The organism is Ensifer sp. YR511 (assembly GCF_900103045.1).
GTDB classification, from domain to species: Bacteria; Pseudomonadota; Alphaproteobacteria; order Rhizobiales; family Rhizobiaceae; genus Ensifer; species Ensifer adhaerens.
The window spans coordinates 522,774-543,401 of the sequence record NZ_FNGR01000001.1; the positions used below are offsets into that span (position 1 = coordinate 522,774).

At 63.7% G+C, this 20,628-nt stretch carries 22 protein-coding genes; 12 read left to right on the forward strand and 10 right to left on the reverse strand.

Annotation, left to right across the window (positions count from 1 at the left end; translation table 11 throughout):
• Positions 1-3: 3 nt before the first annotated feature.
• From BLU15_RS02585 to BLU15_RS02595, 3 genes are all read right to left on the reverse strand, one after another.
• A complete protein-coding gene (locus BLU15_RS02585; protein ID WP_143034194.1) occupies positions 4-345 on the reverse strand; it encodes a hypothetical protein in 342 nt (113 codons plus the stop codon).
• A gap of 268 nt (positions 346-613) precedes the next feature.
• Positions 614-1,309 carry an SOS response-associated peptidase gene (locus tag BLU15_RS02590; protein ID WP_089043543.1) on the reverse strand — a complete coding sequence of 232 codons (696 nt, stop codon included), beginning with the start codon at positions 1,307-1,309 and terminating at the stop codon, positions 614-616.
• A gap of 92 nt (positions 1,310-1,401) precedes the next feature.
• The gene (locus BLU15_RS02595; protein WP_034793096.1) at positions 1,402-2,805 is read right to left on the reverse strand and encodes a DUF1254 domain-containing protein; all 1,404 of its coding nucleotides are present in this window, start codon (positions 2,803-2,805) and stop codon (positions 1,402-1,404) included.
• A gap of 288 nt (positions 2,806-3,093) precedes the next feature.
• On the opposite strand from BLU15_RS02595, the gene BLU15_RS02600 reads away from it, so the two are divergent.
• The 11 genes from BLU15_RS02600 to BLU15_RS02655 all read left to right on the forward strand — a co-directional run bounded on the left by BLU15_RS02600 (position 3,094) and on the right by BLU15_RS02655 (position 12,004).
• A complete protein-coding gene (locus BLU15_RS02600) occupies positions 3,094-3,669 on the forward strand; it encodes a TetR/AcrR family transcriptional regulator (protein WP_060516055.1) in 576 nt (191 codons plus the stop codon).
• On the forward strand, positions 3,666-4,631 hold the full coding sequence (locus tag BLU15_RS02605; protein WP_090294179.1) for a DMT family transporter: 966 nt from the start codon (positions 3,666-3,668) through the stop codon (positions 4,629-4,631). The genes BLU15_RS02600 and BLU15_RS02605 overlap by 4 nt, the downstream gene beginning before the upstream one ends.
• 16 nt (positions 4,632-4,647) lie before the next feature.
• The gene (locus BLU15_RS02610; protein WP_090294181.1) at positions 4,648-5,589 is read left to right on the forward strand and encodes a DMT family transporter; all 942 of its coding nucleotides are present in this window, start codon (positions 4,648-4,650) and stop codon (positions 5,587-5,589) included.
• 78 nt (positions 5,590-5,667) lie between these two features.
• A complete protein-coding gene (locus BLU15_RS02615; RefSeq protein WP_090294183.1) occupies positions 5,668-6,399 on the forward strand; it encodes a hypothetical protein in 732 nt (243 codons plus the stop codon).
• A gap of 447 nt (positions 6,400-6,846) precedes the next feature.
• The gene (locus tag BLU15_RS02625; RefSeq protein ID WP_034793085.1) at positions 6,847-7,281 is read left to right on the forward strand and encodes an RrF2 family transcriptional regulator; all 435 of its coding nucleotides are present in this window, start codon (positions 6,847-6,849) and stop codon (positions 7,279-7,281) included.
• A gap of 164 nt (positions 7,282-7,445) precedes the next feature.
• Complete coding sequence (locus BLU15_RS02630) at positions 7,446-8,330, forward strand: NAD(P)/FAD-dependent oxidoreductase (RefSeq protein ID WP_090294184.1); 885 nt, start codon at positions 7,446-7,448, stop codon at positions 8,328-8,330.
• 138 nt (positions 8,331-8,468) lie between these two features.
• Positions 8,469-9,287 (forward strand): arginase family protein, encoded by an 819-nt coding sequence (locus BLU15_RS02635; RefSeq protein WP_090294186.1) that lies wholly within the window; start codon positions 8,469-8,471, stop codon positions 9,285-9,287.
• Positions 9,288-9,424: 137 nt separating this feature from the next.
• Entirely contained in the window at positions 9,425-10,219 is a 795-nt protein-coding gene (locus tag BLU15_RS02640; protein WP_089043536.1) for a DUF1194 domain-containing protein, read from the forward strand.
• A gap of 79 nt (positions 10,220-10,298) precedes the next feature.
• Positions 10,299-10,823: a MarR family winged helix-turn-helix transcriptional regulator gene (locus tag BLU15_RS02645; protein ID WP_090294187.1), complete on the forward strand. Its 525-nt coding sequence runs from the start codon at positions 10,299-10,301 to the stop codon at positions 10,821-10,823.
• Positions 10,820-11,614, forward strand: a complete 795-nt coding sequence (locus BLU15_RS02650; protein WP_090294189.1) for a DNA alkylation repair protein — start codon at positions 10,820-10,822, stop codon at positions 11,612-11,614. Before BLU15_RS02645 ends, BLU15_RS02650 begins: the two co-directional genes overlap by 4 nt.
• A 48-nt stretch (positions 11,615-11,662) precedes the next feature.
• Positions 11,663-12,004, forward strand: a complete 342-nt coding sequence (locus BLU15_RS02655) for a DUF6616 family protein (protein WP_034793040.1) — start codon at positions 11,663-11,665, stop codon at positions 12,002-12,004.
• 26 nt (positions 12,005-12,030) lie between these two features.
• Here the strand turns inward: BLU15_RS02655 and BLU15_RS02660 are convergent, their stop codons facing one another.
• From BLU15_RS02660 to BLU15_RS02670, 3 genes are all read right to left on the reverse strand, one after another.
• Positions 12,031-12,456 (reverse strand): GNAT family N-acetyltransferase, encoded by a 426-nt coding sequence (locus tag BLU15_RS02660; RefSeq protein WP_090294191.1) that lies wholly within the window; start codon positions 12,454-12,456, stop codon positions 12,031-12,033.
• 198 nt (positions 12,457-12,654) lie between these two features.
• Entirely contained in the window at positions 12,655-14,247 is a 1,593-nt protein-coding gene (locus BLU15_RS02665) for an arylsulfatase (RefSeq protein ID WP_090294193.1), read from the reverse strand.
• Between the two features lie 151 nt (positions 14,248-14,398).
• A complete protein-coding gene (locus BLU15_RS02670; RefSeq protein WP_162727320.1) occupies positions 14,399-16,063 on the reverse strand; it encodes an arylsulfatase in 1,665 nt (554 codons plus the stop codon).
• Positions 16,064-16,394: 331 nt separating this feature from the next.
• On the opposite strand from BLU15_RS02670, the gene BLU15_RS02675 reads away from it, so the two are divergent.
• Positions 16,395-16,865, forward strand: coding sequence for a group III truncated hemoglobin (locus BLU15_RS02675; protein WP_090294195.1), 471 nt, complete (start codon positions 16,395-16,397; stop codon positions 16,863-16,865).
• Here the strand turns inward: BLU15_RS02675 and BLU15_RS02680 are convergent.
• From BLU15_RS02680 to BLU15_RS02695, 4 genes are all read right to left on the reverse strand, one after another.
• Positions 16,823-17,086 carry an EamA family transporter gene (locus tag BLU15_RS02680; protein WP_060583206.1) on the reverse strand — a complete coding sequence of 88 codons (264 nt, stop codon included), beginning with the start codon at positions 17,084-17,086 and terminating at the stop codon, positions 16,823-16,825. The genes BLU15_RS02675 and BLU15_RS02680 overlap by 43 nt on opposite strands.
• Positions 17,087-17,113: 27 nt before the next feature.
• Positions 17,114-17,701 carry a recombination regulator RecX gene (gene recX, locus BLU15_RS02685; RefSeq protein ID WP_060516044.1) on the reverse strand — a complete coding sequence of 196 codons (588 nt, stop codon included), beginning with the start codon at positions 17,699-17,701 and terminating at the stop codon, positions 17,114-17,116.
• Positions 17,702-17,961: 260 nt separating this feature from the next.
• A complete protein-coding gene (locus BLU15_RS02690) occupies positions 17,962-18,732 on the reverse strand; it encodes a siderophore-interacting protein (RefSeq protein WP_034792990.1) in 771 nt (256 codons plus the stop codon).
• Between the two features lie 271 nt (positions 18,733-19,003).
• Positions 19,004-20,233, reverse strand: a complete 1,230-nt coding sequence (locus BLU15_RS02695; protein WP_034792987.1) for an aminotransferase-like domain-containing protein — start codon at positions 20,231-20,233, stop codon at positions 19,004-19,006.
• Positions 20,234-20,628: the final 395 nt, after the last annotated feature.

Below are 20,628 nucleotides of genomic sequence, written 5' to 3' on the forward strand. Positions count from 1 at the left end.
TCTTCAGCGCGACAGGTCCCAAAACTCCACCTGATCGCGTTGGCCGAAGGCCACTTCGATGGCAACTGCCCCCGCAGACTTAGGCTGCTCGATCACACACAGCACATAGTAGGACACATTCGGAAGCGGATTGTGCTCCGGTTCATCGTGTCGGGAGCAAGTCACGTAGCGCATCCGGTCGACTTCCCCACGTTCCGCGAGGTGCTTTCTCAAACGAGCCTTGGCTTGATCTTCCGGACTTTCGTGTGATTGCAGCGTTTCGCCGTAGATGTACACGGCAGCGATCAGGACTGCGAATGTGGCTGCGAAGGCCTTCAACATCGTTTTGCCGGATGGATTTGTCATGTCCTGGCATCAACCAAAACCCGAACTCCCTGCCATTCGCTCTGTCTGGAACCCAAGCATCTAGATCAGGTCGCGGAGAGGTTGTCGAGATTTGAGCTTGCTTACTCATCGGGCGATCCGGCTCGTTCGGGGGCCACACCTCTCGCATCATGCGAAGGATCGCCTTCAATTGGCGCCACAATCAAGGGATTGGTGTCGCCACAGCAAAGCTGCAGGGCAGCGGTTCGAGACATCAGAATTTGCCTTCGTTTTTCAGCATGCTTCTCCTTCAATCCACCGGATCCAAGATATCCGGCGTATCGTTCTTCGGCGAGCCGACCTTGCTGCCGATCTTCCACATCGTCATGAGCTCAGGCGGAAACGGCTTCATCAGGTCAGGGGCTTCCGGCTCCGGCGAAAGCCAGCGCTCGTAATCGTCGGGATGCAGGATGACAGGCATGCGGTCGTGGATGTCGGCCATCATCGCGTTGGCGTCGGTGGTGACGATCGCAAACGTGCGGATATCCTCGTCGGTATCGGGGTTCCGCCAGCTCTCCCAGATGCCGGCAAGGCAGAACGGCTCGCCCGTTTTCATGGCGATTGCATAGGGCTGCTTGTCCTTGCCGGTCCCGTGAATGTCCTTCCATTCGAAGAAGCCGTCGATCGGCACCAGGCAGCGCCGGCGCTGGTAGGACGAGCGGAACTTGCTGGCGATCGTGTCGGAACGCACGTTGACGAGCGGCCTGCCCGCTTTCGGGTCCTTGGTCCAGCTCGGGATCAGGCCCCAGCGGGCCGAGACGAAGACCGGCCCGAAGAGATCGGGATCGCGGATCACGTCGCGGATGATGATCGGATAGGTGAGCGTCGGCGCTCCGTTATAGCGCGGAAACTGGTTGGCGATCGTCTCGACGCCGCCACGCTCGGCAAAGCCGAAGGCGCGCAGCAACCCCTCCAGATTGGTCTTCAGATAGACGCGTCCGCACATGGTGGCTCCTTCCGCCCGCGGCTGCATGCATAGCTATGGCTCCGCCGGAATGCGTCAACACCGTCACTTTGCAAGTACGGCATTTGCAAGCGCTACGGCATCTTCTCCACGTCGGGCAGCTTCCAGCTTTTCTCGAACAGCGGCTTTTCCGGGCCGTAGAGCCTGAAAAGCAGTTCGAACTTGCGGGCGGGGTCGACGGGCACGAAGTTCGCCTCCTTGCCCGCAGGCGCCTTGGCGCCGAAATAGACGTCGACCGAGCCGTCGGCATTTTTCTTCACCCCCTCGCCGATCGAGGCGACGCTCGCCTTGTCCATGTTGCGGATCAGCGCATGGGTCTCGCGGTCGTAGGCGGTCACCGACCAGTACTGCTCGACCGGCGCATCCTTCGGCACGACGAGGCGGTAGTTAGCGCCGCCGTCGAACGGATTGCCGTCCTTGTCCTTGTTGGCCATCAGGTAGAACTGCGCCGTGCCCAGCCGCTTGATGCCGGTGAAGCCGAGCGTATAGGTCACGCCTCGGGCATCGACCGGATAGAGACCGGGATCGGCATAGGCCTCCGAGGCGGCCTTCACCATGTCCGGCAACCCGGCGGGGAACCAGCGGATGCCCTCGTTGATGACAGGAAAGCCGGCGTCATAGCGCGCCGAAAGCTCGGCTCTGGCTTCGGCCGCCGCCTTGTCGAGCAGCGCCTTGGTTTCGGCGCTTGGCTGGAAGGGCTTGCCCTTCTCGATGCCGAGCGTCTTCAGCTGGTCGATCATCGCCCGGTCGCGCTCGAGCCACGGCTCGGTCTGGACGACCCGGTTCAGATTGTCGAAGAAGCTGGCGTCGAAGCGGATGGTGCTGTCGAACAGCACGTCATAGGCGTCGGTAAAGACCGTTTCCGGCGGCTTGTCGGTCACCGGCATCGGGTAGATCTTGATCTTCTTGCCATAGGCGACCGACTTTTCGATATCGGCGTCGGCATGGCTCTTCAGGTTGGAACGCAGCAGAGCAAATCCGGTGAAGGTGTCCGAGCGAAGCGGAATGAAGCCCTCCGGCACCTCGCCCATGTAATCCGGCGGCAGGATCAGGTACTTGCCGCCCTTGCCCTCGTCGGCGCCATGCGGGCCGGCATCTTCGAGCGGCATCTGCCAGGCGTTGACGATGTTGCCGGCGATCGATCCGCCCTCGGCCGGTGGGATCTCGATGACGATGGGCCCTTCCTTCACGTTCCAGAAGGACATGAAATAGATCGAATCCGGGTTCGGCGTCAGCGTCTGGTTCTTCCAGTTGACCGGGCGAGACCAGTAGACGACTTCGTTGGCCCTGGCCTTCGTCGTCGAAAGCATCGTCTGCAGCATCAGGTCGGCATTGACCGCCGGCATGCCCCAGATCACCGCCTCCGTCGCCCGGCGGGCGATCGCGCGGTCCCGGAGTTCGGCCGGCAACATATCCTGCGCCGCGACGTTCGTCGCGCCGGCCAGAAGCACCACGCCTGTGAGTATAAATCGCAGCATGCCGAATCTCCCTCATACGCCGCGGCCGGCGGCCTTGAAATCTCTCGACCGCCGCTGCCTCGCAAACTCCATTGCGGGCCACCAATGCGAAATTTAGTGCGAATGCATGCCGAGCAGTAGACCCGTTGCGTGCGACGCGCGGAAGTACGTTACGGTTACAGCCGCAAACACAAACGGCGGCGATCGGCCGGCGCATCACCGCATCCTCATCCCCTTTGAAAAACACCGCGTCACTTGACATCGGACCAAAATAGGTAGATCGGTCTACCTAATAGATTGGAGAAGGCGATGAGCGACAAGGCGCCGGCGCGCGAGCGGCTTTTGAAGGCGGCAGCCGAACTGTTCTACCGGGATGGGGTCGGTGCCACGGGCATCGATGCGATCACCGCGCATGCGGGCGTCGCCAAGATGAGCCTCTACAACAACTTCTCGTCCAAGACCGATCTGGTGAACGCCTATATCGAGGCGCGCCACCGGGAATGGCAGGAGCTTTACCGCGAGCGCCTGGCCCATGCGGCAACGCCGAGAGACCGTGTACTGGCGATCTTCGACAGCTATGTCGACCACGCTGAAATGGCCTATTCCTGGGGCTTCCGCGGCTGCGGCCTCCTGAATGCCGCAGCCGAGCTTTCGGTCGGCGATCCCGCCCGCGACATCGTCGCCTCGCAGAAGGACGAGGTGGAAACGCTCTTCAAGCAATATCTCGCCGAGATGAAGCCCGACGCGGGTGCCGCCATCGACGAGACGGCGGAGCACCTCTCCTTCCTGCTCGAAGGCGCGATGTCGCGTGCCGGACTCGACGGACATGACGCACGGCTGAAGACCGCGCGCCGGATCGCCATCTCGATCATGGACCAGCTATGACCTCCCGAAATTCCGCTTCTCTCGTCGGCTTTGCCTGCGTGCTCACCGCCTCCGCGCTCTGGGGCACGACCGGCACCACCGCCACCTTTGCTTCAGGGGTCAGCCCGCTTGGCATCGGCGCCGTCGCCATGGGCCTTGGCGGCCTGCTCCTGGCGCTGACGGCGCTGCATTCGATCGTCAAAAGCAGGGCGAAGATCGCCGCGCAGTGGCCGATGCTGATCCTCGGCTCGCTCTCGGTCGCGATCTATCCGCTCGCCTTCTACTCTTCCATGCATCTCGCCGGCGTCGCCATCGGCACCGTCATCTCCATCGGCTCGGCGCCACTCGCCGCTTCGCTGATCGAGCGCATCTTCGACGGTCAGAAGCTCACCACTCGCTGGTTGCTCGGTGCCGCCGCCGGCCTTGGCGGCGCCGTGCTTCTCACCTTTTCGGAAAGCCACGGCAGCGCCGGTGCTGCCGACGCGACGGTGGTCCTCTACGGCATCCTGCTCGGCCTCGTCTCCGGCCTGCTCTACGCGCTCTATTCCTGGGTGGCGCGGCGGCTGATGCAGGCGGGCATTCCGCCACGCGCCGCCATGGGCTCGATCTTCGGTGTCGGCGGCACTCTGCTGTTGCCGGTGCTCGCCTTCACCGGCGCGCCGCTTTTAGCGTCGTGGACCAATGTCGCCGTCGGTATCTACATGGCGCTGGTGCCGGTGCTGGTCGCTTACGTGCTCTTCGCCTATGGCCTCGCGCGCGTGTCGGCCACCATGGCGACCACGCTGTCGCTGCTTGAACCGGTCATCGCCGCCGTGCTTGCCGTCGTCATCGTCGGCGAGCGCCTGCCGGCCGAGGGCTGGGCGGGCATCGGGCTGATCGTCGGCTCGCTCTTCATCCTTACCCTGCCGATGCCGGGCCGGCGCCGCCGCGCCGAACGCCCGCGATCCGCCGCCGCCATCGACGCTGCCCTCCCCAGCCGCTAGAGCCGGAACCCTTGATATGAGCGACGTCGCTGCGCTGCCTTCCCGCCAGCCAAACCGGATGTGGGCCGTCGTCATCCTGATCCTGCTTGAGGCCGCGCTGGTGATCTCCTGGAGCGCCGGCTTCGTCGGCATCCGCTTCGCCATCGATCACGCGCCGCTCTTCCTGATCCTCTTCTGGCGCAGCCTCGTCTCCGGTCTCATACTGCTGCCCTTCGCCCTGACGGTCGGGCCAAAGATCCGGTTGCAGGACGCCGTGCCGCAGATGCTCTTCGGCGCGCTTGCCATGTCCGGCTATCTCGCGGGCTTTGCGCTGGCGATCTCCTATGGCGTGCCCACTGGCCTCGTGGCGCTGATCACCGACATGCTGCCGCTTGCCGTCGCCATCCTCTCCTGGCCGGTCCTCGGCCAGGCCTTGACCGCCCGCCAATGGCTCGGCTCCTTCATCGGGCTGACCGGTGTCTTGATCGCCTCCGGCTGGTCGCTCGATATCGGCAACGTTCCGCTCTGGGCCTATGGCCTGCCGGTTCTCGGCACCCTGTCGCTGGCGCTGGCGACCCTGCTGCAGAAGCGCAGCCCGGCGGGCGCCATGCCGGTGCATCAAAGCCTCTCGATCCAGTGCCTGTCGGCGGCAGCGATCTTCGCGCTCTTTGCCTGGCATGAGGGCAGCGTTCTGCCGGTGCTCGATCCGGGCTTTGTCGGCGGTATCCTCTGGCTGGTCTTCGTCGCCACCTTCGGCGCCTGGAGCCTCTATTATCTGGCGCTGAAAAAATCCTCGCCCGCCCGCGTCACCGCCATCCTCTATTTGAGCCCGCCCGTGACGATGATCTGGGCCTTTATCATGTTCGGCGAGCCCCTCTCCTGGGCCATGGCCGCCGGCCTCGCCGTCTCGCTCGTCGGCATCGTCATTGTCGCACGAGCACAGCAGCCGGCCGGCGGCCAAAGTCCGGCGCACGCCTAGGAAAGCCATCCACTGACCGCTCGCATCTTGTGGTGGTGTCTGCGACAGCTTCGCCCAAACCACCGGGGGACCGCGGCCATGAGCTTTTCCGAAGTCAAACCACGTCACGTGCTCTGCCTGCTCGGCGGAGAACGCCCCTTCTCCGACCTTTGCGAGATGATCCAGTCGGCGATCGACGATTTCGCCCTGGGTTTCGAGATCGACTATACGTTTTCCGAGGACGCGCCGGATGACCGCATGCCGATATCCTTCGAAGTCTGCCGGGATCGCGTCAAGAAGGGTGCCTGGACCGAAGTCGACGAAGAGGCCGTCAGCGACCATCGCTCGGTCATCTATGTGCTCGGCCCGCCGATGACGGCAGAGGATGCGGTCAAACATTCAGCCATCGCACTTCGGCTGGTCGCCCACACCCTCGATAACGGCATCGTCGCCGCCAAGGGCGAGAGCGCCGGCGTCGCCCACGGCGTTGAGAGGTGGAAAGAGCTTGCTCGCGACGCCGAAGGCCAAACAGGCGCTGCACTTGCCCACCCCTGCCGCCTCGCCTTTGCCAAGCGGCCGATCGGCACCGACGAACATCTCTACAGCATCGGCTTCCATCTGGTCGGGATACCCGAAGTCTACGCGCCACGCAGCCTATCCGACGACGAACTGGCCCTGAGCGCGTTGATCGACACCGTTGCCGACGAGGTCTTCAGCGACGGCGTCGAGACGGTGCTTAAGCACCGCGGCGCCCAATTGCTGCCCGTCGACGCCTATGATGAGGACGAGTTCAAGTACAATCCCTTTGGGGCCATCCATCTGGCGTCATAGATTCGAACCGCCCCAGCAATGAAGGTACTTATGCCAGCGTCAGATCGCGAGAAACGACTGCTCCTCAGTGTGCAACGCGCCTTGCTCGGAACAGTCCCGCCGACGATATCGGCCGTAACGTGCGGCTGGAACAACGACAATATCGTCCTCGAGTTCTTAGTAGACTCAGCTTTTGACGATGAAGATCGAGAACGTTGTGAAGTTGTTGCAACTGAGGTGGTCGCGGATTTCAGCTATGAAACGATAACGTCCGTCTTCACGGTACAAGCTTCCGGCGGACCGAAGACCCCAGTCGAAGAGCGGTGGTGGGCATACCGGCGATCTTAGCCGAATGCGCTGACAACAGGAGTGGCACCTCGTCAGGCAAGCCTCTGTCGCTTGGCACTTTTAGGCGTGAGCTAGAGGTACCGCTTGCATCGTATTTCGATTCGTAATAATTGAAGTTACATGAAAAAAGACAGCCGCCTTTCCTCCGTCCTGCACGCGCTCCTGCACATGGCCGAGCGCGGCGAGCCCTTGACCTCGGACGAGCTTGCCATGTGCATGCGCACCAATCCGGTGGTCGTTCGTCGCACCATGGGTTTCCTGCGCGATGCCGGCATCGTTTCCTCCGCCCGCGGCCATGCGGGCGGCTGGGCGATCACTGCCGATCTCAAGACCGTGACGCTCAGGCAGTTGCACGAAACACTCGGCGAACCCGCGATCTTTGCCATCGGCAACCGGCAGGAAATGCCGGAATGCCTCGTCGAACAGGCGGTCAACGCCGCCCTCGATACCGCCTTTGCGGAGGCCGAGGCGCTGCTGCTCGACCGCTTCGCCCACGTGACCCTTGCCGACCTAGCCGAGGACTTTGCCCGGCGGCACCGGCTCCGATCGCATTGACAGCAGCCGATCGATCCGTCCTGACGTGATCGATCCCGACACATCCGATTACACCGGGACCGCATAAGCGGTTTCCGGCCGGAACCCTATTGCCCAAAGCCCGGGTCGAGACACTGGTTCAAGAAACCGGTGGGCTGGCCTGCGCCCAACCGAAAGGAAGACCCATGCAACAGGACGTCATCATCATCGGCGGCAGTTATGCCGGCATGGCCGCCGCCCTCCAGCTCCTGCGCGCCCGCCGGCGCGTGACGATCATCGACGAGGGCATTCGCCGCAACCGTTTTGCCAGCCATTCCCATGGCTTCCTCGGTCAGGACGGCATCGACCCGTCAGAGATTGCCGCAACCGCGCGGGCGCAGCTCTCCAAATACCCCACGCTCACCTGGATCGACGGCCGTGCCGAGAAAGCCAGCGGCAAGCAGGATGCCTTCGTCGTTACCCCCGCTGACGGCGCCTCCTTCGAAGGCCGGCGCCTGCTCTTTGCAACCGGCGTCAAGGACGGCCTGCCGCAGATCGAGGGGCTGACCGAGCGCTGGGGCAAGAGCGCCTTCCATTGCCCCTATTGCCACGGCTACGAGCTGAACCAGGGCGAGATCGCCGTAATCGCGGCAAGCCCCATGTCGATCCACCAGGCGCAGCTCATTCCGGAATGGGGCAAGGTGACCTTCTTCACCAATGGCGCCATCACCCTCGACGCCGAAGGCCGTGCCGATCTCGTCAGGCGCGGCGTAACCATCGACGAAACCCCGGTCGCACGGCTCGAAGGCCATGCCGACGTGGTGCTGACGGATGGCCGCCGCCTGCCCTTCGCAGGCCTTTTCGTCGCCACCCGCACCACGCCCTCATGCGACATCGCCGAGCGCTTCGGCTGCGAGATCGAGGAGACCCCGATGGGCCTGCAGATCCGGGCGACGGCCGCCAAGGAAACCACCATTCCCGGCGCCTATGCCTGCGGCGACGTCGGCCGCGTTCCCCACTCCGTCTCGCTTGCCGTCGGCGACGGCGCCTGGGCCGGCGCGCAACTGCACCGCTCGCTGGTGTTCGGATAGAAGGCACACCGAGCAAGGACGCTGGCATGAAGGAATACCGGACGGACGCAACCGCTTTGCGCCGTTCGGCTTCCAGCCTTGCCAAATCGACGGCCTCTGTGCTTCGTTCGCTGCAAACGCGAGTTGGAGCCGCCATCGATGCCCATTGCCCTCACCTGCTTTCAGGGTCGCGCCGGCGATCACAACGACCTCGGCATTCCCGGCGCGAAGTCCGTTGCCGCCCATCTCGCCCGAAAACTCGGCCTCGAAACGGTCACGGTCGGAGATCCGGAACCGGCGCTGAACGGCCACTGGACGGTCGAGCTCGAAGCCGCGACGCCGGCTCTGAAGCGCATGCGAGATCGCTTCGATGTGATCTACGCCGAGGGATCGTTTTCGCTGGCAGCGACCAGCCGCTGTGCCGTCTCGCTCGCAACCCTGCCTGCCCTTGCGAGGCACCACGGCAATGCGGTCGTCGTCTGGTTCGACGCCCATGGCGACCTCAATACGCCCGAGGCCAGCAGCACCGGCTATCTCGGCGGGCTGGCGCTGTCCGGGCCCTGCGGCCTCTGGCAGTCCGGTCTGGGCGGCGGGCTTTCCATCGAAAATATCGTGCTCGTCGGCCAGCGGGACCTCGATCCCTTCGAGGCCGAACTCATCGAGGCGAAGCGCATTCCGCATATTCGTCCCGGTGCCAATCTCCCGCAAAGGCTGGCCGAAGCCGTCGCCGGCCGTCCGGTCTATATCCACCTCGACTGCGACGTGCTGAACCCCGGCATCGTGCCCACCGACTACCAGCATGAAAACGGGCTGTCGCTCGATGACCTGCGTGCAGCCTGTGCGGTCCTTGCCAGGAGCGAAGTCGTCGGGCTTGAAATCGCCGAGTTTCAGAATGTTTGGGAGGAAGGCGGCGATCCGGTTTCGCCCGAACCGCTGATCGAGGCGCTGGAACCGCTTTTGCAGAAGCTGCGCCGCTGACCTGACCAGAGCCTGCCGGCAGGTTTGCCTAACCGCAGGGGGCTCAGCCGGCCAATCCATCGGCGGCGGACCCCGCATTGCGCTAGGTCGGTTTGGGCGTAGCATGGATATCCCGCTCGCCTTCGGTATCGGCTGCCATGAAGCTCGGATCGATCCTTCTTGCCTACGTCTGCCTTTTCTGCGGGAGTGCTTCCGCCGAACCGCTCCGGGTCGATCTCGAACTGGTGCTCGCCGTCGACGTTTCCTATTCCATGGAACTCGACGAGCAGCGGCTGCAGCGGCAGGGCTATGTCGCGGCCTTCCTGGAGCCCGCCCTCATCGAGGCGATCGAGAATGGTCCCGTCGGCCGCATCGCCGTCACCTATGTCGAATGGGGCGGCTCGGCGGTGCAGGTCACGCCCTGGACGCTGATCGACGGCCGCGGCACGGCCTCGCAATATTCCGAGCTGCTGCGGCGGCAGCCGATCCGGCGGATCGCCTTCACCTCGATCTCCAACACGCTGGCCTTCACCCGACGGCTGTTCGACTACAGCCCCTTTGAGGGCAGCCGCCGCGTCATCGACATCTCGGGCGACGGTCCCAACAATTCCGGCGTCCCCGCCCCTGTCGCCCGCAATTCCACCGTTGCCCGCGGCATCACCATCGACGGCCTGCCGATCATGCTGAAGACCCACGTCGCCTGGGACTCCGCCGCGATCCCCGATCTCGACGCCTATTACCGCGAATGCGTGATCGGCGGCGACGGCGCCTTTCTGGTGAAGGTGACGGACAGCGGCGAGTTCGCCCGCGCCATCCTGCGCAAGCTGATCATCGAAATCTCCGGCCTGGAGATAAGCCGCCTGTCGCCCGAAACGGTGCGCGCAGCCCGGTTCGGTGAGGGCTACAATTGCTTCATCGGCGAAGAAATGCAGGAGCGGATGATCGGGCGGTAGGGCAGGTCTGCCGCCCCATCCACAGCCGACAACGAAGAAGCCGTTGACTCTAATTAGGCGCCTTATTATCTGTCGCCTTATGACAATGCTGGAACAAAAACACCGGGCCATGTTGCAGGAAGCCGAGCGTCGTGCGGTCGCCGAGACCGGCAACATGCGCGCCTGCTTCGAACTGCTGGCGCTGTCAGGCGCGATCGACCGGGATTGCGCCGCAAGACTGGCGCCCCACCGGCTGTCGGAAGGCAAGTTCGTTATCCTCTTCCTGCTCAACGATCAACCCGAGGGCCTGTCGCCGCATGAGCTTGCCGATCGCGCGGGCGTGACGCGCGCCACCATCACCGGGCTCCTCGACGGCCTGGAGCGCGATCGCTTCGTCGAGCGCCGCTCGGGCCTTAATGACCGGCGCAAGATCGCGGTAATGCTCACCGAAACCGGCCGCAGGACTGCCCGCGATCTGCTGGGCGAACACAGCGCCTGGATCGCCTCGCTGTTTGCCGGTTTCAGCGCCGATGAACACCAGACGTTCCACCGGCTGCTCAAGCGCATCTGGCAAAATCTGGAGACTGGCGCCACGCCCAAGAACACGCCGGAAACACAGGCGTGAGCGAGAGCAAGACCAAGAAACGCGGCGCCATCGGCATTGGCGCCGAGCGCCTGGCGCAGCTGAACGCCGGAGCGCAAGCCATCACCTTGACCGAATGCCTCGCGGTCGACTTCGCAGCGCTGATGGGCAACATCGTGCCCGGCATCGACGACGATGCCCTTGCCGAGATGACATCGGCCGCGTCGGCCGGCATCTCCCGGCGCATGCCGCTTGCCGCCCGGCTGATCGGAGAGCGCCTCGGCCCCTCGACTTTCGAGACGCTCAAGCAGCATTCCTCGGACACGGTGCGCGGCTGGGCCTGTTTCGTGGTGGCGGCCGGAGAAAACATGACCCTCGCCGAGCGGCTGGCCGCGATCCGGCCGCTGGCCGACGATAGCCATTTCGGTGTTCGCGAATGGGCCTGGATCGCCGTTCGCCCGCATCTCGCGGCCGATCTGGATCAAGCGATCGCCCTGCTGGCGGCCGAGTGGACATCAGATCCATCCGAACGCATCCGCCGTTTCGCCTCGGAATCCATCCGCCCGCGCGGCGTCTGGTGCGCCCACATCACCGCGCTCAAGCAGGAGCCCGAACGCGCGCTGCCCGTGCTCGAGCCGTTGCGCGCCGATCCCTCACCTTACGTGCAGGATTCGGTCGGCAACTGGCTGAACGATGCGGCCAAGGATCGGCCCGAGTGGGTCCAGGCGCTGGCGGCACGCTGGTCCGCCGAAAGCTCAGGACCCGCGACATCGCGCATCTGTCGCCGCGCGCTTCGATCCATCCCCACCAGATCCAGTTCCGGAAACGCTTGAGAGCGCCCGGAATGGCATAACCTCAGACTGACAACAAGAAAGCAGACTATGCCTCACTACCTGACCGAACTTTACAGCGCCAAGCCGGCGTGGCTCGCCCTTCCCCGTCAGGGGCGCCAGCAGTTCCTGGCCGCGATCGGCTCCGCCATGCCGGGCCTGTCGGCGCTCGGCGTCGAGCTCATCACCTTCGGCAAGGTCGACCAGTCGAAGCTGCATGCGGCATCGCAGACCTTCTTCGCCGTCTGGCGCTGCCCGGACGCGACAGCACTCGAAGCCCTCGTCGCCGGCATCGCCCAATCCGGCTGGCACGAATATTTCGACACGATCAACGCCGCCGGTCGGGGCACCGACCTCGCCGGCCACCTCGCCGAGCTCGGCGCGGCCGCCTGAGCCCCACGCTATCCGGCCCCCTCAGGTCACGCTCGGCTTGGGGGGCTGTAGAACACGATCTCCGGATCGTTCTCGTCGAGATTGTCGATGTAGCCGCTCGGCCGGAACCCGGCCTTGACCAACAGGTCCTGCATCGGACGGTTCGACATGTTGGTCGAGCTGAAGAGTTTCGCGCCCGACGACATGGATTGAAAGTGAGCGATCAGCGTCCCAGCCAGACCACGCCGGCGCCAGGACGTCCCCACCATCAGCATTTCGATGAAGGCCTGGCCAAAGAAGTGGTGGGTCAGCACGCCATAGGCGGCAGCCTCCCCCTCGATCTCGATGAGATGGCAGCAGCCCTGCTGGATCCAGTCGGCAATGTCGGCGCGTCGCTTCAGATCGTCGGCCGCAACGCTGTCGATCGCGCAAAGCGCCGGATGGTCGTCCTTGACCGCAGGTCGAATTCGCATGGTTCAGCTCCCGGCAGATTTGGCGGGAAACTAGGATGTGGTGTCGCTGGGCGCAATCGCGAAAGCGCTATCTCAACTGCCCCTCTCACGGCGGCAAGACGAAGTTGCCACCGGACCTCAAGGCGACGGCGCGGTGTCTGAAAATCCCCGCCGCGTCCACTGAAAATCCACGACGTCCCCTGTTATGTACCGGATCGCTCACTGCCCGAGCCCGATGTTCTTCGGCGGATATTTTTTGAAGGTGGCGGCATGCGCCTTCATCTCGGCCAGCATCGAGGCGAGGAAGGCGTTCATCCGGTGGCCGACGGGATATTCCTCCTTCGGATCGATGTAGAGATTGAACAGCCAGGGCGCGAGGCCGACGTCGCTCACCGTCGTCATGTCGATGTTCAGCCACTGGGCCTTGGTTTCCACCACCTTCACGTGGATCTTGTACTCGTACATGCGCATCGCCATCAGGTTCTGCTCGTTCCAGACGAACACCTTCTCGCGGTTCGAACGGCCGTCGTCGGCAAGCAGGAACGAGGTCTGGTCGATGCCGTCGATGTAGCGGTCGACCGGCACGTTGTCTCTGATGCCGCCAAGGCTCAGCGACGTGTTGAAGAGGTCCATCAGGTCGAAGAGCTCGTCGCTTTCGCGGCCGGGCTTGATCATGCCCTTCCAGTAGGCGATCGCCGGGATGCGGATGCCGCCCTCCCAGGCCGATCCCTTGGCGCCGCGAAACGGCGTATAGCCGCTGTCCGGCCAGCTATCGAGCTGCGGGCCGTTGTCGGAGGTGACGAAGATGAAGGTATTGTCCAGGACGCCGGCCTGATCGAGCGCGTCGACGATCTCGCCGATATAGGCATCCACCTCCACCACGTCGTCCTTGTAGGGGTACTTGCTGCCGCTCTTGCCTTCGAAGGCCTTGGAGGCGAAATTGTCGGCGTGCACTTTCATGAAGCAGTGTTCGAGGAAGAACGGCGCCGTTCCCGACGCAAGCTCCTTGATCTTCTTCACCGTGAATTCCTTGAGCATCCGATCGCCTTCGGCCATCTTCTCGATGCTGTCGATCTCTTCGACTTGGCTGACTGGCCCGCCCTTTACCGCCTGTACCAGCGCCGTGCTCGATCCGGTCTTCCTCAGCATCGCCAGCCGCTCGGGGTTCAGCACCAGATCGGGGTAACGCCGCTTGTCGACCCCTTGGGTGATTTCCTTCTCGGCCTCGTAGAAGCCGTAGAATTCATCAAACCCGACCTCGTGCGGCCGCATGCCTTCGCTTTCGCCCACATGCCACTTGCCCGAGAGCACGGTCTTGTACCCTGCCCCACCAAGCAGCGTCGGCAGGGAAATCTCGTCGGCCCAGGGGTTCTTGGTGATCTTGTCGCCGGCAAGGATCGGCCGCGTCAGGCCGGTGCGAACCGGCAACCGGCCCGTCAGGATCGCCGAGCGCGTCGGGGTGCAGGTGGGTTGCGAATAGGCCGAGGTGAGCCTCAGGCCCTCGCGCGCCAACCTGTCCATGTTGGGTGTCGCAGCGCCGATCGCAGCACCTCCGCCATAGGCGCCGGGATCGCCATAGCCCATGTCATCAACCACGAGCCAGACGATGTTCGGCCTCTTGCCCAGCCTGGCATAAAGCGTATCGAGCTTCTGTTGCGCCGCGGACTGCTGGTCGGCATGGATCAGCGCTGGCTCCTGCGCCTCGCTCGTGCGTATGGCCTGAGTCAGCACCGATTGTGCCGGCGCCACTGTCGGCAACGCCACCAGGATCGCCGTGTGTAGGGCAAGGGCACGCAGACTCCGCAGGCACATCGCACGCTCCTTTTTGCGATCGAACGCAAGGAATTACGCAAGGGATGCCGCCGGACCTTGACCCGCGGCAAGAGGTGGCGGCCTTTTTACAAGCCGCCGGCGCTTTGCGTCCCGCCGCCAGCGGTCGCCGGCGGCGGAGTCTTTCCGCTCTTTACCGCGGCGCCAGGCTTTCCAGTTCGCCCAGCCGCTTCATCGCTGCCTGCTGCGCAAGCCAGCCATAGTTGATGCCGCTGGCGTTCAGCGTGCTGCCGGCCTGGTACGGATAATCGTTGAAGTCGGCGAAGAACTCCTTGATCTTGCCCTGGATCGGCACCAGCAGCCACATGTTGCGGGCGAGGAACTCGATCGCCCCGCCGCCGTCTTCCATGCCGCGCTCGTAGGGGTCCATGCGCAGGTTGGCGATTACGGCCCAGCTCGGCACCTCACGGGTGGCGGTGGCGATGTTGCCGTGGCTCGCCTGGGCGAAGCTCAGCTTCCAGTCGTTCCAGCGGATAGCGTTGAGGTTGCCGCCCTGGTCGAAGTAGTAGACCGAGTCACGCGGCGGCTCCTTCGCCTCGCCCTTCAACAGCCCCGTCAGGTCGTAGCCGTCGAGATGCACCTTGAAGGTCTTCGACGTGCCCTTGAAGCCCTTCTTCATCTCTTCCTTGACGTCGGCGATGCCGGCGGCGGTCGCAAAGGTCGGCAGCCAGTCCATCAGCGTCACCGGGTCGTTGATCTGCGTGCCCGGCTTTACCACGCCCGGCCAACGCACCATCATCGGAATGCGGAAACCGCCTTCCCAGGTCGTGCCTTTCTCGCCGTGGAACATCGTCTGCGCGCCGTCCGGCCACAGCGCCAGTTCCGCGCCGTTGTCGGTGGTGTAGAGCACGATGGTGTTGTCGGCGATGCCGAGATCGTCGAGCTGTTTCAGGAGCTGGCCGACGTGACCGTCATGCTCCACCATGCCGTCGGCATGGATGCCCTTGCCGGTCTTGCCGAGCGAGTCCGGCTTCAGGTGGGTGAAGACATGCATGCGGGTCGAGTTGAACCAGCAGAAGAACGGTTTGTCGGCCTTCACCTGCCGGTCGATGTAATCCTTGGCAGCCGTCAGGAATTCCTCGTCGATCGTTTCCATGCGCTTGGTGTTGAGCGCGCCGGTGTCCTCGATCTTGCCGTCGGCGCTCGACTTGATGACGCCGCGCGGGCCGAACTTCTTCTTGAACTCCGGGTCCTTCGGATAGAAGTAGCCTTCCGGCTCTTCCTCGGCGTTGAGGTGGTAGAGGTTGCCGAAGAACTCGTCGAAGCCGTGTTTGGTCGGCAGATGCTCGTCGCGGTCGCCGAGGTGGTTCTTGCCGAACTGGCCGGTCGAATAGCCCTTGGTCTTCAACACGTCGGCGATTGTCGGCATCCAGTCCTGGATGCCGTGCGGGTCGCCCGGCATGCCGATCGTCAAGAGCCCGGTGCGGAAAGGCTCCTGGCCGAGGATGAAGGAGGCGCGGCCCGCGGTACAACTGTTCTGGCCGTAGCTGTCGGTAAAGATCGCGCCTTCGGCGGCGATACGGTCGATGTTGGGCGTGCGATAGCCCATCAGCCCCATCGTGTAGGCGCTGATCTGCGGAATGCCGATATCGTCGCCGAAGATGACGAGGATGTTCGGCGGCTTGCCGCTCGCGGAAGAAGAGGATTGCGCCTTGGCCGGGCTTACCGAAGCAGCGCCTGCCACCAGCGACGCGGCTGCAAAAATTGTTCCACTGAGAAGGAGATCGCGGCGGCTGACATCCGTTACCCCATTCTCGGCCATCGCTGGCGCAGCCTTGTTATCGTCATGCATGCTCATCGTACTCTCCTAGTTAAGGCGATCGGAAATGCACTGCTGTCGAGGACCGGGCGGATGATGCGCGTGCGGGGGTGGGTGTCCAAGTACGTAACAGTTACGACGTGCCGGCTCGCAACCGTTACTGCGACGCGCGACGCGGGCAATCCGTTGCAAGGCCGGGTAGAACAGCACTGGCAAAACTCACCCAGCGTAACCTCTGACAGATTGACGCAATCGCCCCTTTGGCCTCTGGCGCGACGCCCCCGCATGCCTATATGCAAGACGCCAAAGATAAGGGCCTGGGCCTGAGACATGGGCATCGAGACATGGGCATTGAGACAGGGACATCGGGATGGACGACAACGACTTGCAGGGCCGCGCCGCTCATGTCGCAGCAATCCGCGAACGAGCGGAAGCCGAGATGAAGGCGATCGGCATCGATGCGGCCTTCATCGATCGTCTCGTCGAGACCTTCTACGCCCGCGTGCTCGCCCATCCCGAACTCGGCCCCGTCTTCGACGCCAGGCTTTCCAGCCGCTGGCCGGAGCACATGGACAAGATGAAGAGCTTCTGGTCGGCCGTCGCCTTCCGCAACGGCGCCTATGGCGGCAAGCCGGTGCAGGCGCATGTCGGCGTCGCCAACATGACGCCGGATCTCTTTCCGAAATGGCTTGATCTCTTTTCCACGACGCTCGACGACATCGCCCCGAACGGCGAGGCCAAGGCCTGGTTCATGGCCACGGCCGAACGCATCGCCCGCAGCCTGACGCTTTCGCTGTTCTACAATCCGGCGATGGACGATCCGGCGCTGAAGCGCGGGTAATTGCCGCGGCCTTTACGCCCGATGCCGAAGACGGGCGTCAGGGTCAGGAACAGCGCAGCCGTGCTCGCCGGCAGGCGCTTGAGGCCGATCAGGTAGAGCCAGAAGGCAAGCGCGTACTGGACGATGCCGGAGATCAGGGCGAGCGCCAGCATGCCCGCCCCCGCGGCGGCAAGGTCCTTGCCGATCGCCTGAGGCGTGACCCAGGCGAACAGGAAGAGCAATCAGACAACACGACCTGCCCCCTTGGGTCAGAGCGAGCGGCCTGCAAACAAAATCTCCTCGGCCTCGTCGACCGACATCGCAAAGACCCGCTTGCCCAGTTCGAAGCTGAAACCGCCCCGGGCAAAGGCGGAGAGCTCCTTGGCCGTACGCTTCTCGTCGAGCGCCGCCTTGCGGAACGGCCCGAAGGCGCGCTTTCGCGCCAAGACGACGGCCGCATAGAGATCGTCGGCTTCCGCCACCGCCGCAGCGACGGCGTCCCGCGCGACGCCCTTTTCCGACAGCTTCTGGGCGATCGCCCGCTTCGACTTGCCGCCGCGCATGGCCGAGCGGGTCTTGATCTCGGCATAAGCTTTGTCGTTGAGCGCGCCATTGTCATAGGCAAAGGTCACGGCCGCAGCCGCCAGCAGCTCCACCTGGTTCACGCTGATATCCTCGAACTTCTCCCGCGCCTTGCGCGAGATGGCGTCGAAGAGCTGCTTTTCCGTCAGCATCTGCCGCGCCAGCCGATAGGCCGCTGAATTGCGCGCCCAGGCATACATGCGCGGCGTCGGTTGATCGGATTGCGCTTGATCGTCGATGAGGTCCAAGCCTGCCCTGCCCTCGAATTGAACCATTGATGGCACCAGTCGATCCGCGTGATCGGATCGACGTCGCCCAAAGATGCGAAATGACCTGACTCTCCACGACAAGGCAATTGCGCACCCGAGCCCACGACGTGTTTTCCCGGCCTTGTTCCGCCGGCATGAGGGCGGCGGGCGCCCCTCAAGAGAGGCGCGCCTGAGGTAACCGCAGCAGGGCCTGCGCGGATCTTTTGATCCGCCGGCCGAGCGTTCCCGTCGTGATGCCCGAGCAAAGGCACCGGAAAGCGTGATGTCTATTCGAACTTCTCGGTGCTGTCGGCCTTGCCCTTCACCCAGTAGCCGGAGGCTTTCAGCCAGCTGAGCGGCAAGCCGCGCTCCTCGACGAGATGGGTGCGGATCGCCCGGGTGACTGCGGCTTCGGCCGCGATCCAGACGAAGGTGCCGGGCTCGAGCGCCACTTGACGCACGACGGCAAGCAGCGCTGACGGATCGTGCGCTTGATCGAGCGGGCGATAGGCCCAATGGGTGGTGAGCGCCGCCTTGGTGCGGAATTTCTGCCGCTCGTCCAGCCCGGTGACCGCGGCGACGCTGGTGATCTGATGCCCCGCCGGCGTCTCCTCGATCCGCCGCCCGATCGCCGGCAGCGCCGTCTCGTCGCCGATCAGCAGCCATCGCGTGAAATCTCCAGACACGACCGCCGAACCACGCGGCCCGCCGATCTCGAGCTTGTCCCCCACGGAGGCCGCCATTGCCCAGGCGGTCACGGGGCCCGCCTCGTGCAACGCGAAATCGAGCGCCAGAACGCGCGCGTCTGTGTCGTAGCGCCGTGGCGTATAGTCCCGGCGCTCTTCGGTGCCGTTTGCGCCGGGAACGAAGATCTTGATGTGGTCATCCGCCCCGAGGCTGACGAAGTCGGCGAGATCCTCACCGGAAAGCGTGATCCGGAGCATGCCCGGCGTCACCCGCTCGATGCCGGAAACGACGAGCGAGCGGCGCTTCAGCTCATGGCGAACACGCTCGATGCGCGGCGTCGGGAGATGGGAATAGTTGGGAGAATTGTCCATTTGCATCCTTTGGAGGGCCTCGAAAAGCTCGATCCGCAGGACACAGTCGCGCAGATCGAAGCCGCTTCTGGCCGTTCGATCATACGCGTTGAGTGACGTTAACGCTTACGTGGCCGGGGGTGGCCCGGTCATGTCACGTTCTAACTATCGGAAGGCCCCGCTTCGATCAATGCGTCATCTTGACTAAAACACGAAGGTTTTACCAGCCAAAAGAAAAACGCGCCCGCAGGAGCAAGCGCGTTTCTCAAAATGAAGAAGGTCTGACGAAGCCTTAAGCCGCCAGAGCCGCAACTTCGCCACGGATGAGGTCGCCGAGCCGGCGGATGCCCTCGTCGATCATTTGATCGTTGGCGCAGGAGAAGGAAACGCGCAGGGTGTTTTCGCCCGAGCCATCGGCAAAGAAGGCGCGACCGGGAACGAAGGCGACCTTGGCGGTCTCGATCGATTTTGCAAGCAGTGCGGCGCCGTCCATGCCCTTTGGCAGCGTCACCCAGACGAACATCCCGCCTTCCGGCTTCGTCCAGGACACGCCCTCGGGCATGTACTTTTCAAGCGCTGCGAGCATGGCGTTGCGGCGCTGCTTGTAGACCCGGTGGATCTTCGCCACCTGCTCATCGAAGCCGCGCTCGGCAACGGTGCAGATCGCCATCTGGTTGATGGTCGAGGAATGCAGATCGGCTGCCTGCTTCAAGAGCACGAGCTTGCGGATCACCTTTTCCGAGGCGCAGACCCAGCCGACGCGAAGGCCGGGAGCGAGCGTCTTCGAGAACGAGCCGCAATAGATCGTGCGGGTATTGTTGATGTCGCCCTTCTTGGCGATTTCGAGCGCCAGGATCGGCGGCACCGGCTCGCCGTCATAGCGCAGCGACTGGTAGGCCGCGTCTTCGATGACGGCAATGTCGAGCTCTTCGGCAAGCGTCAGCACGCGCTCGCGGCCGGCCCGGTCGACGGTCTCGCCGGTCGGGTTGGCGAAGTCGGCCGAGAGATAGGCAAACTTGACGCGGCCGCCCGCCTCGCCCGCCGCCTGACGGTAGGCTTCCGGCGTGCGGTTGCCGTTGGGGTTCAGCTGGTCGTAGGTCGGCTCATAGGCGTTGAAGGCCTGCAACGCGCCGAGATAGGTCGGCCAGGTGACAAGTGCGGTATCGTTCGGCGACAGGAACAGCTTGCCGAGATAGTCGAGGCCCTGCTGCGAACCGGACGTGATGAAGATGTTGTCGGCGCCGGCGGGAATGCCGAGATCGGCCATCTGCTTGGCAAGCCATTCGCGCAGCGGCTTGTAGCCTTCGCTGACCGAATACTGCAGTGCGGCACTCACGGCCGGGCCGGAAAAGATCTCCGCATAGGCGTCCTTGAATTCCGCATCCGGAAACAGCGCGGGATCGGGAATGCCGCCGGCAAACGAGATGATGTCGGGGCGATCGAGCAGCTTCAACAGTTCGCGGATTTCCGAAGCGCGCATCCGGTTCGAGCGCGTCGCGAAGATATGTTCCCAATCCAGCATGGGGTGTTTCCTCAGAGATTATAAGCGGAAAGCGGTTCTCCGCTTCCTCCCGCGTCATTCTAGAGCGCCGTGCGTTCGCATGAACGCACAAAGCACGCTCTGGTTTTTTGTTTAGAGCATCTTTCCGCTTCGGGCGATCCCCCTGGAAGGAAGGATGCTCTGGACGGTGAAGCGACAGGACCATGACGACCAATTTATGTCAATATTATTGACCTAATTCCGTGCGCTTTTCGGGCTTTTGGGGCTCCGCGCACGCAACGTCCAGGACCTGACGTTACGTCAACTTGAGCCGAATGCCACGCGCCATGAGGTAAAGCAAGCCATCCGCTCAACCGCTACGCTCGCGCCGCTTGGCCCCAATCGCACAGACGCCCGTCGTCCGCTTGTCCTTGCGC